The organism is Hydrogenophaga sp. RWCD_12 (assembly GCF_046604225.1).
GTDB lineage: Bacteria > Pseudomonadota > Gammaproteobacteria > Burkholderiales > Burkholderiaceae_C > Hydrogenophaga.
The window spans coordinates 191,712-203,571 of the sequence record NZ_JBKIXC010000004.1 but is presented as its reverse complement, the minus strand read 5'-3'; the positions used below and the strand labels follow the sequence as shown (position 1 = coordinate 203,571).

Below are 11,860 nucleotides of genomic sequence, written 5' to 3'. Positions count from 1 at the left end.
AAGAGATATGGACAACGACGTCAACAGCCACCCTCTGCCCACCATCGATTTCTGGTTCGAGTTCGGCAGCAACTACAGCTATCTGAGCGCCATGCGCATCGAAGAGGCAGCGGCGCAGCGGGGTGTGACCGTGAACTGGAGGCCGTTCCTGCTTGGCCCGATCTTCCAGTCCTTTGGCTGGAACAGTTCCCCTTTCGTGCTGCAACAGGCGAAAGGCGTGTACGTCTGGAAGGACATGCAGCGGCAGTGTTCAAAGTACGGCATTCCGTGGCGGATGCCTGCTGTGTTTCCGCGGCCAGCAACGATTCCGATGAAGGTTGCCGCTGCCTTTGCAGGGGAGCCCTGGATAGGCAGGTATTGCAGGACCTTCATGACCAAGAACTTCGCACTGGACGAAGACATCAACTCGTTGGAGCAGGTCAGCAAGGTGCTTGCCGAAATCGGTGTGGACGCCCAGGATGTGATTGATGCGGCGTTTGCAGACGACAGAAAGAACCTCCTCCGCGAAGCCACAGCCGAAGCCCAAGCCAAGGGAGTATTCGGCGCCCCGATGTTCTTTGTTCGCGGCGAGATGTTCTGGGGCAATGATCGACTCGACGACGCGTTGGCCTTCGCGGGTGTACCCGCATGATGAAAGAGACTGCGAGACCGGAGGTCCCCGAGGGCTTCAATCCGTGGCCAGCGAAGGGACCTTTTCTGGAACACGTCGCGGCCGTGTTTGTGCGCGGGCCGGCCAACGCACCGGTGTTCGGTGTCAGGCTCGAACAAGTTCATTGCAATGGACGGGGAACCGTGCACGGCGGGTTCATTTCAACGCTGGCAGATGTCTGGGCCGGCTATAGCCTGGCACCCAGGCTTGATCCCGCGGTGCAGTTCTCGACATCCAGTCTCACAGTGGACTACATGACGAGCGCCAGCGCGGGGGAGTGGCTGCAATCGGAGACCGACCGCATCCGAATTGGCAAGCGAATCTGTGTCGTGACCTCCGCCATTGTGTCCGGTGAGCGCCTGGTGGCCCTGACCCGGGCTACTTTTGTGATCGCCCAGACATTCCTCAAGTGAATCAAGAACTGCAAGCAGACCAAACGGGTCTGGCGAAGGAGATCGCGCTGCTGCTGGTGCTCTCCACGCTGTGGGGGGCGTCCTACAGCTTCATCAAGATTGGGGTTCAGTCCATCCCGCCCGTCACGCTGATTGCGTTGCGAACGCTGATCGCCTCGGGGCTGCTGATTCTGGTCCTGAACTGGCGCGGGATTGCACTGCCGAAAGACGCGACGACATGGCGGCGGTTCTTCGTTCAAGCCTGCCTCAACAGCGTGGTCCCGTTCACTCTCATTGCGTGGGCGCAGCAGACCACCGACGCGACCCTGGCAACCATCCTGAATTCGACGTCACCGATCTTTACCTTCCTGCTCACTGCGCTGGTCACGCGCCATGAGGTCGTTGCGGGGCGCAGGCTCTTCGGTGTCGGCGCTGGTTTTGCCGGAATCTGTCTCATCGTTGGGGTGCAAGCGCTTGACGGCCTAGGCCGGGAACTGTGGGCCCAGTTGGCCATCGTGGCGGCGACGGTGTGCTATGCGGGAGCGGCGATCTTTGGCAAAGGCTTCAAGGGCCTTGAGCCGATCGTGCCGGCGGCAGGCTCGATGATCTGCGGCGCGAGCATCCTCGTTCCCGCGAGCCTCGTGTTCGAGCGGCCCTGGCACGTGACGCCGTCTCTGGAGTCGATCCTGGCGCTGCTCGTACTTTCGGTGTTCTCCACCGCGCTGGCCTTCGTCATCTACTTTCGCCTCGTTCAGACGCTGGGGTCGGTTGGGACCACTGCACAAGCCTATCTGCGTGTGCCGATCGGCGTCGCAATCGGAGTCGCCTTCCTGGGGGAGCGCCTATCCGTAACCGACCTTATCGGCCTTGCATGTGTCGTTGCCGGAGTTGCAGCCATGACCTTACCGATGCGCCGACCCACGCCGAAAGGCAAGCCAGGCCAATGAATCCACCGCGCCTTTGGCCACATATCACCAACTCCCTGGCATTGAAGGCAAATCAGGCGTTCGAACTGGCAGATCGCGCCATCGATCTTCAGCTGGGGGAGCTTCAGGCTGGCAGCTGTCGCTGATCGACCAGGCCCGAAAGTCAGAAACATGCCGAACACCAGTCATTGCGGCTTGTTTTCACGAGCGGGCGACTGGAAAAAACGGGGCATATGACAAGGCCTCCTGAACCGACAAGTGCGTGAAGTTATCGCTATTCGCACGCGGCAATCCAGTCCAAGCGACTGTCAATAGGCGGTTGCTGTCATGGGTTTGAAGATCGAAAGTGGCTGATAGACTTCATCCGCCCGGCGGTTTCTCGCATCACCGCGAGAATGAAAAGGGAACGACAGAAGGCACTGGGGCGAGGCGTGTGAACGCCCCGCCTTGAACCAATCTGTGGCTGCCCCCGCAACTGTGATCGGTGAGTCCGATGCCCCTCTATGTCACTGGCCTTGTGCCGGGAAGACAGGCATCGGGCGATGACCCGAGAGCCAGGAGACCTGCCACCGGGCGATGTGTGTTGTGCCTGGGCGGGGTGTCCTGGAGCAAGAACCGTTGACGGCCTGTGGGCACTTCCGTTCGTGGATGAGCCGCTGGTGGTTGTGTCTTGCCGCGTCTGAACCGACGTGTTTCCCCGCCTCCTTTTTTCATTGGAGGTGTTCGGTGTCTCTTCTTTCTTGTGAATCCGCGCCCGACGACGCAGACGCGCGTGCGACCGATGGTTCGCTGCGTCCGCTGGTGGTGGTGGACATGGTCTGGCCCGACCAGTCCAACCACCATGGCACCCTGTTTGACGGTGCAGCCCTGTCCATGCTGGATCGGCTGGCCTTCATCATGGGTAGTCGCGTGCTGCGGGGAACGGTGGTCACAGCCGCCGTCGGGCGACTTGACTTTGCGGCGCCAGTGCCTGCCGGGCGGGTGGCCGAATGCAGGGCCCGCGTGACACGTCGAGGTGGGCGTTCTGCGGTGATTGGTGTCTGCCTGTTCGCCGAGGACCTGCTCAACGGTGAGCGCATCGCTTGTCTCTCGGGCGAATTCACCATCGTGAGGCGGGCCGAACGGGATTCACTGGCCACTGCCATGGCAGAGCCACCGATGTCGGCGGGTACCGATCCTGGGCCGCCGCCAGACGACGCCGTGCGTGTTGCCGAGATCGTCTTTCCCGGTCACACCAATCACCGCGGCCTGTTGCACGGAGGCCCAGCCATGGAGTGGATCGCCAAGGCCGGTTTCGTGGCGGCAACACGGCGCGTGCGCCGCACGGTCGTCATGGCCAGCAGTGAGCGCATGGACTTCGTGGCACCGGCACGGCTGGGGGATGTGGTGGAGGTCTGCGCCCACGTCACGTCCGTCGGACGCCGTTCCGTCCGGGTCGCAGCCACCATGTGGGCGGAATCCCCGAGCACAGGTGAGCGCAGGCTGTGCACGTCGGCGAGCCTGGTCTATGTCGCCGTTGCTGATTGAGCTCAGCGTGCTGGACGCTCGACACGCGCGGGCGCTCGGCTTGCACTGGCTGGCGTTGGATGACGATGATCGCTATGCGCGTTTCGGGCAGTGTCTTTCCGACGACGCCCTCTTGAACTGGGTCCGCCGGATCAACTGGGATTCCGACATTTGGATGGGGGCCTGGTGCGGTGCTGAAGACCTGTTGCTGGGGGCGGTCCAACTGGCGCCCACTCGGCACACATGGGTGTGGGAACTGTCGCTCACCGTGGCCGCATCTATCCGTCGGCGCGGCGTGGGCACGGACCTGCTCGCCGCTGCGCTCCGCGAGCCTGGGGCGCTGGGGTGCCGGACGTTGCAGTGTCACCATGGGCATCCGGCATTGCGGATCATGGCCGGTCGTCTGGGGCTAGGTTTGTCCGAGCATCGCGGCGAATCCGGCGTCGCTTTGCACCGGTAGGGCCCGGGCCGCGCCATGAGCCGAAAGAGCGCCGCCGGGATGTCGCGTCTTCGGCGCTTGCATTGCGGGCGCTGAAGGTCTCGAGACGGTTGCCAGTGGCCCAGTACCGTTGCCAATGCCGCTATGATTGCGAATCATTTTCGTTTACCATCATCCTGCCCACATCAATTTGAGACGTCTGAACATATGAAACTGCATCCCATTGCTGCCACTGTGCTGGCATTGTCCGCCCTGGCCGCCGCCAGCCTGCCGGTCCATGCCCAGTCCGCAATGCCAGCCGCGGCAGTGGCCAGCGCCGTGGACCACAAGGCCGTGGCCGCCCACTACGCTGACGTGGTGTACGCCAGCTACAGTGACACCCTGGCCGCCGCCAAGGACCTGCAGGCCGCCATCGCCGACTTCACCAAGGCCCCCAGCGCCGACGGTCTGAACAAGGCCCGCAAGGCCTGGCTGGCTGCGCGCGAGTTCTACGGCCAGACCGAGGCCTTCCGCTTCTACGGCGGCCCGATCGACGACGCCAAGGGCCCCGAAGGCCAGATCAACGCCTGGCCGCTGGACGAGGCCTATGTGGACTACGTTACCGGCAAGCCCAAGGCCGGCATGGTCAACAACCCCAAGTTCAAGATCACCAAGGCCGCGCTGGCCAAGGCCAACGAACGCGGTGGCGAGGAAAACATCAGCGCTGGCTGGCACGCCATCGAGTTCCTGCTCTGGGGCCAGGACCAGAGCGAGACCGGTCCGGGCAACCGTTCGTTTGAAGACTACGTCGCCGGCAAAACTCCCAACGCCGAACGCCGCGCGCAGTACTTGACCGTGGCCACCGAACTGCTGATCGACAACCTGAGCTACGTGGCCAAGGCCTGGGAGCCGAACGCGAAAAACTACCGCGCCAAGTTCGAGGCGGGCAGCAAGGAGTCGGTGCGCAAGATCATCGTCGGCCTGGGCTCGCTCTCACGCGGCGAGCTCTCGGGCGAGCGCATGGAAGTGGCGCTGAACTCGCAGGACCAGGAAGACGAACACTCCTGCTTCTCGGACAACACCCACCGCGACATCACCAACAACGCCCGCGGCATCCAGAACGTGTGGCTGGGCCAGTACACCCGCCGCGACGGCAGCAAGGTCGAGGGGCCCGGCCTGCGCGATCTCGTGGCGGTGAAGAATCCGGCCCTGGCCGAGAAGGCCACCGCGCAGATCGCCGACTCCGTCAAGGGCGCAGAAGCCATCCCGGCGCCGTTCGACCGCGCCATCGTCAAGGGCTCGGCCGGCCGCCCGGTGATCGAGAAGACCGTGGCCAGCCTGGTCGCCCAGTCCAAGCTGCTGGTCGAATCGGCGTCGGCCGTGGGCATCGCCAAGCTGACCCTCGTCGAACCCTGACCGACCATGCGTACCCATCCCAAAGCCACGCGCCTTGCGCCAGCCATGGGAGCCGTTGCCTTCGGGGCGGCAGCGCTCCTGCTGATCGGCCACGCCTGCGCCGACACCGACCCGGACCCTCTGGGTGAAAAGACCGGTGGCGCCACCACGGTTTACGCCACCGGCAGGAACGCCTTCTCGTTCCCGCTGGCCAACCTGGACGACGCCGAACGCACGCGCTTCGTGGTCGGCAACTCCTTCTTCAAGCGCAACTGGGTCGAGGCCCCCGCGTCCACCACGGCGCGCGACGGCCTGGGCCCGCACTTCATCGCCCGCTCCTGCGCCGGCTGCCACGTGATGGACGGCCGCGGCGCGCCACCCGACTGGAAGAAGACGCTCGGCCCCGAGCCCGACAACACGGTGGCGCTGCTGCTGCGCCTGTCGGTGCCCGGCACGCCCGCGCTGCACGACGGCGTGGTGCCCGAGCCCACCTACGGCGACCAGTTCAACAACGCCGGCATCCAGGGCGTGAAGCCCGAGGGCACGGTGCGCATCCACGGCACCCCCGTGCACGGCCGCTTCGCCGATGGCACGCGCTACACGCTGCAGCAGCCGCAGTACCGCTTCACCGACCTCGGCTACGGCCCGATGGCGAAGGACGTGATGGTCAGCCCGCGCATCGCACCGCACATGGCCGGCCTGGGCCTGCTCGAAGCGATTCCCGAGGGCGAGATCCTGGCCAACGCGCGCGACCAGGCCGCCGCGCCCGGCCCTGTCAAGGGCCAGCCCAACCGCGTGTGGGACGCCTTCGCGCAGAAGGAAGTGATCGGCCGCTTTGGCTGGAAGGCCAACACCGGCAGCCTGGCGCACCAGAGTGCAGGCGCCTTCCTGGGCGACATGGGCATCACCAGCAGCGTCAACGGGCGCGAAGCCTGCACACCCGCGCAGAAGGACTGCCTGGCCGCGCCGCACGGCGGCGGCCAGCGCAGCGGCCACGACGGGCCGATGCCGGCGTCGCAGGCCAGCGCCCAGGTGCCCGAAATCGACGACCAGACCCTGGGCGACGTGGTGTTCTACGCGGCCACGCTGGCCCCGGCCGCGCGCCGCCAGGTGAACGACCCGCAGGTGCAACGCGGCCAGGCTCTGTTCGCTCAGGCCCAGTGCGCGGCCTGCCACCGCCCCGGCTACACCACCGGTGACCCGCTGTTCCCGCGCCTGACCAGCCCCAAGGTGGCCGGACAGCGCATCTGGCCCTACACCGACCTGCTGCTGCACGACATGGGCGACGGCCTGGCCGACGGCCGACCCGACTTCCTGGCCAGCGGCCGGCAGTGGAAGACGCCGCCGCTGTGGGGCGTGGGCCTGTTCCGGGACGTGAACGGCCACCAGCGCCTGCTGCACGACGGCCGCGCCAATGGTGTGCTCGAAGCCGTGCTGTGGCACGGCGGCGAAGCGCAGGGCGCCAGGGAGCAGGTGCTGAAGTTCACGAAGCGGGACCGCGATGCGCTGGTCGCCTTTGTCAACTCGTTGTGAGGGCCTGGTCATGATCCACCGACGCCACACCCTGGCCGGCCTGCTGGCCATGGCCGCCTGGCCCGCCACCGGCCTGCACGCGCAGACCGGCGGTGCGCTCGCCTTCCCCTACTACAGCGGTGAGGACGCGCTGCAGGGTCTGTACGCCCACCAGGTGCCGCTGGCGCGCGACTTTGAAACACAAGCCAGGGCCCTGACCGCCGCGGCCCGCCAGCACTGTGCCGGGCCGGCCTCGCCAGCCGTCCTGAAAGATGCCTGGCGCCAGGCCCTGCTGTCCTGGCAGGCGCTGTCCAGCCCCGCACTGGGCCCGGTGATCGAGCGGCGTTCCCAGCGGCAGATCGACTTCTGGCCCGTCCGTCCGGCCCTGCTGGCCAAGGCACTGGAGCGCGCGCCGACGACGCTGGCCGACATGGAGTCCATCGGCACCCCGGCCAAGGGTTTTCCGGCGCTGGAACAGCTGCTGACCGCCAGGCCCTCGCCAGCCCATTGCCCCTATCTCGTGCTGCTGGCCGAAGGCATCGAAGCCGAGGCCAAGGCCCTGCGCAGTGGCTTCGAGCAGCTCGCCTCGCGCGACTGGACCAGCGACGAAGAGGCCGCCCGCAGCGCGTTCGCCGAGTGGATCAACCAGTGGCTGGGTGGCCTGGAACGGCTGCGCTGGGTCCACATCGAGCAGCCGGTGCAGAAGGCCCGCACCGCCGGCAAAGGCCAGCCGCCCGAGTTCGCTCGCCTGGCCGCCGCCGACAACGCCGCCGAGTGGCGCGCGCAATGGCAGGCGCTGAAGGCCCAGGCCCGCCTGCGGCCCGAACAGGCCCGGCAGCCGCCACAGCCCGGACAGGGTCTGATCCCCATCGAGGCGCTGCTCATGGGCAAGGGCCAGATCGCCCTCGCGCAACGCTGGGGCCAGGCGCTGGACCGCGCCGATGCCGCCTTGACGGCGCTGCCCCCCAAGGCGGGCGAACCGGCGCTGATGGCGCTGTCCCGTACGCTCAAGGGCGTGACCACGCTGTTCCAGGCGGAAGTCGCGGCGGCGCTGGACGTGCCGCTGGGATTCTCCGATGCGGATGGAGATTGAGCCCCCCCGCGCCGAGGGATGGGGCTCCCCCCGCGCCGCCTGCGGCGTCACCCCCCCAGAGGGGCAACACCTGCGGCCCGGCGAAGCCGGTTCCGCGGTGGTCCTGGAAGGGGGCCTTTCGCGCCGGACGCTTTGTCTGCTGGGGGCGGGCGCGCTGCTTTCCCCCATTGCGCGCGCAGCCCGCACAGACCCCACGCTGCTCGCCGCTTGGCAGAGCGGTGCCGAACAACACATCGGCCTGCTGTCGGTCGGCGATGCGTCGTGGTCGGTGCAGCGGTCGCTATCGGTGCCGACGCGCGCGCACGGCCTGTGGGCCGAGGCGGGCGGTTCGGTGCTGGCCGTGGCGCGGCGCCCGGGCGACTGGCTGCTGCGCTGGCACCCGCGCACCGGCCAGGCGCAATGGCACTGGATCGGTGAAGACCGTCGCTTCAACGGCCACGTGATCGCCAGCGACGGCGGTGCCACGCTCTGGACCACCGAGACCGACCTCGATTCCGCGCAGGGACGGCTGGGCGTGCGCGAAGCCCGCACGCTGGAGAAGACCGCCGAATGGGCCACGCACGGCATGGACCCGCACCAGCTGCTGGCGCTGCCGCAGGCGGTCGGCGAGCTGCCCGCGGGCACCTTGATGGTGGCCAACGGCGGCATCCCGACGTTGCCCGAGACCGGGCGCAGCAAACGCGAAATCGGGCGCATGGATGCGTCGCTGGTCGCGCTGCACCCCGGCACCGGTGCGCTGCTGGGCCAGTGGCGCTTGCCCGACCCCCACCTGAGCATCCGCCACCTGGCCTTCGACCCGGTCTCGGGCACGCTGGGCATCGCGCTGCAGGCCGAACACCCGGCCAGCCACCCGGACCCGCAGGCCAAGGCCGGGGCACCGGTGCTCGCGGTCTGGGACGGCCGCACGTTGCGCGCCGCCGAGGGCCAGCCGGTCATGGCGGGCTACGGCGGCGACCTCTGCGCCCTGCCGTCCGCCGCCGGGGGCGGTTTCGCGGTCAGCTGCCCGCGCGTGAACCAGCTGGCGCTGTTCGACGCGCGGGGCCGGTGGCGCGGTGCGCTGGCCCACCGCGAGGCCTACGCATTGGCCAGCCGCGATGACCGCTGGTGGCTCAGCGGCGCGGCCGGCGTGCTCGTCGGCCAAGGCGAGGCGTCGCCCGTGCTGGCCCTGTTGGACCGCCCTGCCACGGCGCTGCAGATCGACAACCACTGGGTGCCGGTGCCGGGCTGAACAGGACCGGCCGCGTCAGGCGTCCGGGGTGTCCGCCGCGGCCTCCACGCCACCGGTCAGTTCGCAGGACCGCCCGGTGCGCCGGCACTGCCCGTCGGCCTCCAGCCAGGGGTGGGCGTGTCCCGCACAGCCGGTCTGGCAGATGACCGCCTGGGCGGCCTCTAGCCCGGGCGCGGCGACAGGGTCCACCGCCCGCCGCTTGGGCGGTGGGGGAGGCTGCATGGCCGCGCCCCGCAGGTTCCAGGCGACCGAGGTCTTCATCCGGATCAGCGCGGCCCGCAAGCGCAGGTTCTCCGCCTCCAGGCGGGAAGCATGGCGGGCGCTGGCCTGCAGTTGTTCGCCGACGCGCTGCTGCAACTGCGCCAGCCGCCGCACCAGCACACCGTGTTCCGCCGACAACTCGGTCACCAGTTCCGGCCGGGCCAGGCCGCGCCATCGCACCGTGGTGCTCATGACCTCTCTCCCTGCGAATCGCTGACATCCCGCACCGCAGCCCCGGCAGCCTTTTCGGCGCCGGAGCGCGGTGGCGGCGCGACGTCCCGGGCCGGAACGGCCACCCTGGTTTCAACGGCCTGGGGCGACGGCATCGCGCACTCCTTGCAAAGAAGACCACATGGGCCGGATCACTGCAGCGTGCTGTGCGCCTCGTGCAGCGAAGCGGCCGGCGTCGGCTTCCGACGAACCGGCGGCCCGTCGGCTTCCAGCGCCTGCAGCCAGCGGGTGCGCAGGTTGCCCAGCATGCAGCGCATCGCGGGCGACACCTGCGGGTGCTGGGCCAGGAAAAACAGGTTGGACACCAGCTTCTTGCCCATCAGGGGCCGGTGCGCTCCGTCTGCAGGGGCTTGGGCGTAGCCCGTCATCAGGGCCAGCGTACCGGCCATGAGCGCGTCCACTGAGGGCAGCACATATTCTTCGTCGCAGCAGGCATCGGTCAGGCAGGTGGGGGGGATCAAGGCGGGCCTCCATGGGTGGGGTGGTTCCATCGCTTGCTGGCGGGGCGGCGGGTCGGGCAGACCCCCTGGAGGCTGGCTGGCGTCAAATGTGTTGACAGTTTATGAGAATAATTCTCATTTGACAAGATGAAGCAAGGTCAAGCCTTGGTGCCGTTTGTGGTGGCCACACTGCAGGACCACAATGCGGTCCCGGCTCGACATGTTTTTCTAAAGGAGTTTCCCATGCAAGGCGATCCACAGGCCATCGGCCACCTGCAGGCCCAGCTCAAGAACGAACTGACCGCCATCAACCAGTACTTCGTGCACTACCGCATGCTCAAGCACTGGGGCCTGGACAAGCTGGCCAAGAAGGAATACTCGGAATCCATTGGCGAGATGAAGCACGCCGACTGGCTGATGGACCGCATCTTCATGCTCGACGGCCTGCCCAACCTGCAGGACCTGGGCAAACTGAACATCGGCGAGAACGTGCCGGAGATGCTGGGCAGCGACCTGGCCCTGGAACGCGGCGCACAAGCCACCATCAAGGACGGCGTGGCGTATTGCGAGTCGGTGCGCGACTTCGTCTCCCGCGACCTGCTGATGAAGATCCTGGACGACACCGAGGAACACATCGACTTCCTCGAAACCCAGCTCGAACTCATCGACAAGGTCGGCATCCAGAACTACCTGCAGAGCCAGATGGGTGAGGCCGACTGACGGTCGGGTTACCAGCGTCCGGGCGGGCGGGGAGCGCCGCCGCCTATCGGCCAATGCCCCTCGGTGATCGTGGTTGCTTGGTTTTCTGAATGAGATCCATTATCATTTGAAAACTCAAACGCCCACCTGAACCATGATCGTCTGTGTCTGCCGCCATGTGAACGACAAAGCCATCGCCCAAGCCGCGCGCTGTGGGGCGAGCTTTGACGACATCCAGATCGACATGGGCGTGGGCACCCAATGCGGTCAGTGCGAGTCTGCTGCTCGTGGTATCTGGATGCAGTGCAGTCCTTCGCAATCAATCGCTCAAATCAGCCGTGGTCCGACTACCGAGAGTGCTACGTACACATGAATCTGGATGTCCGGAGCGATGTGACGCAGATTTACGCTCCTGCCCAATTCTAGGAGCCGAACCTCGGTAGCGGATTCCGCAGTCATGAGTGATCAAACTCAGGCGTGCGATTGATGCTTGGTCAAGACGGAAGCTATTCCTCCTAGGGAGCCTGCGGGCAAGGTCCCACCCAACGACCGCTTCAGGCCCCGGAGCGCGAGCCGGTCTTCATGAACCGACTGACGCGAATCGCTGCATAAGTGCTGTTAGAGATGGAGGTAAAAAACCGGTGTGCGTCGCGCAAGTGGGTTTCAGGACTACCATTGATTTGGAAAACCCTAGTTGTTCCTTGAGCTTCCTCACGCCTGCCACGATGCCATTTGCAGATAAGCGCATACACACCCGAAAAGTCCCTCGACGAGAACCCACCCTGGCCCATGTGCCGATGGGCGACCAGCGCTTTCAGCAGTTGATGGGTGAACTGGGAGCTGCCTTCGCCCAAGCCGACGATGGCGATGAAAAGCGCATGCAGGCACAAGAGACTGAGCGACAACGGGCACTCTGGCTGGCCCAGCGAGAAGCCACCATCGTTGAGATGGTTCTCATGATGCGCCGACATGGCTTGACGATCGATGATCTCGCCTGAAGAAACTGTGGTCGTCACTTTTCGGTTGGACTTGCTACCGTGATCGACTAAATGCGCGTCCTGCACGCCCATTTCTGCTTCCAGACCTGAGGTTGCTAGCGCCCGAGCACAG

The 11,860-nt window shown here is 66.3% G+C and carries 14 protein-coding genes and 1 riboswitch; of the genes, 11 read left to right on the top strand and 3 right to left on the bottom strand.

Annotated elements, in window-relative coordinates; translation table 11 throughout:
• Positions 1–7: 7 nt before the first annotated feature.
• From ACLIJ1_RS16370 to ACLIJ1_RS16330, 9 genes are all read left to right on the top strand, one after another.
• The gene (locus tag ACLIJ1_RS16370) at positions 8–631 is read left to right on the top strand and encodes a 2-hydroxychromene-2-carboxylate isomerase (RefSeq protein ID WP_411366605.1); all 624 of its coding nucleotides are present in this window, start codon (positions 8–10) and stop codon (positions 629–631) included.
• Entirely contained in the window at positions 628–1,062 is a 435-nt protein-coding gene (locus tag ACLIJ1_RS16365) for a PaaI family thioesterase (RefSeq protein ID WP_411366604.1), read from the top strand. The genes ACLIJ1_RS16370 and ACLIJ1_RS16365 overlap by 4 nt, the downstream gene beginning before the upstream one ends.
• Positions 1,059–1,988, top strand: coding sequence for a DMT family transporter (locus ACLIJ1_RS16360; protein WP_411366603.1), 930 nt, complete (start codon positions 1,059–1,061; stop codon positions 1,986–1,988). Before ACLIJ1_RS16365 ends, ACLIJ1_RS16360 begins: the two co-directional genes overlap by 4 nt.
• Before the next feature lie 334 nt (positions 1,989–2,322).
• Positions 2,323–2,553, top strand: a riboswitch (cobalamin riboswitch).
• Positions 2,554–2,693: 140 nt separating this feature from the next.
• Positions 2,694–3,494, top strand: a complete 801-nt coding sequence (locus ACLIJ1_RS16355) for an acyl-CoA thioesterase (protein WP_411366602.1) — start codon at positions 2,694–2,696, stop codon at positions 3,492–3,494.
• Positions 3,475–3,933 (top strand): GNAT family N-acetyltransferase, encoded by a 459-nt coding sequence (locus ACLIJ1_RS16350; protein WP_411366601.1) that lies wholly within the window; start codon positions 3,475–3,477, stop codon positions 3,931–3,933. Before ACLIJ1_RS16355 ends, ACLIJ1_RS16350 begins: the two co-directional genes overlap by 20 nt.
• 186 nt (positions 3,934–4,119) lie before the next feature.
• Positions 4,120–5,307, top strand: a complete 1,188-nt coding sequence (locus ACLIJ1_RS16345) for an imelysin family protein (protein WP_411366600.1) — start codon at positions 4,120–4,122, stop codon at positions 5,305–5,307.
• A 6-nt stretch (positions 5,308–5,313) separates the two neighbouring features.
• A complete protein-coding gene (locus tag ACLIJ1_RS16340) occupies positions 5,314–6,819 on the top strand; it encodes a di-heme oxidoredictase family protein (RefSeq protein ID WP_411366599.1) in 1,506 nt (501 codons plus the stop codon).
• Between the two features lie 10 nt (positions 6,820–6,829).
• Positions 6,830–7,891, top strand: a complete 1,062-nt coding sequence (locus ACLIJ1_RS16335) for an imelysin family protein (protein WP_411366598.1) — start codon at positions 6,830–6,832, stop codon at positions 7,889–7,891.
• Positions 7,881–9,119, top strand: coding sequence for a DUF1513 domain-containing protein (locus ACLIJ1_RS16330; protein ID WP_411366597.1), 1,239 nt, complete (start codon positions 7,881–7,883; stop codon positions 9,117–9,119). Before ACLIJ1_RS16335 ends, ACLIJ1_RS16330 begins: the two co-directional genes overlap by 11 nt.
• A gap of 15 nt (positions 9,120–9,134) precedes the next feature.
• On the opposite strand, the gene ACLIJ1_RS16325 is transcribed toward ACLIJ1_RS16330, so the two are convergent.
• Together ACLIJ1_RS16325 and ACLIJ1_RS16320 are read right to left on the bottom strand one after the other, a co-directional pair.
• Positions 9,135–9,572, bottom strand: a complete 438-nt coding sequence (locus tag ACLIJ1_RS16325; RefSeq protein WP_411366596.1) for a hypothetical protein — start codon at positions 9,570–9,572, stop codon at positions 9,135–9,137.
• Positions 9,573–9,742: 170 nt separating this feature from the next.
• Positions 9,743–10,072, bottom strand: a complete 330-nt coding sequence (locus ACLIJ1_RS16320) for a hypothetical protein (protein ID WP_411366595.1) — start codon at positions 10,070–10,072, stop codon at positions 9,743–9,745.
• A gap of 222 nt (positions 10,073–10,294) precedes the next feature.
• Here ACLIJ1_RS16320 and bfr point away from each other — a divergent pair, with 222 nt between their 5' ends.
• Entirely contained in the window at positions 10,295–10,771 is a 477-nt protein-coding gene (gene bfr / locus ACLIJ1_RS16315; protein ID WP_411366594.1) for a bacterioferritin, read from the top strand.
• A 133-nt stretch (positions 10,772–10,904) separates the two neighbouring features.
• Positions 10,905–11,123 carry a bacterioferritin-associated ferredoxin gene (locus ACLIJ1_RS16310; RefSeq protein ID WP_411366593.1) on the top strand — a complete coding sequence of 73 codons (219 nt, stop codon included), beginning with the start codon at positions 10,905–10,907 and terminating at the stop codon, positions 11,121–11,123.
• Between the two features lie 181 nt (positions 11,124–11,304).
• Here ACLIJ1_RS16310 and ACLIJ1_RS16305 read toward each other — a convergent pair whose 3' ends face one another.
• The gene (locus ACLIJ1_RS16305; protein ID WP_411366592.1) at positions 11,305–11,820 is read right to left on the bottom strand and encodes a hypothetical protein; all 516 of its coding nucleotides are present in this window, start codon (positions 11,818–11,820) and stop codon (positions 11,305–11,307) included.
• Positions 11,821–11,860: the final 40 nt, after the last annotated feature.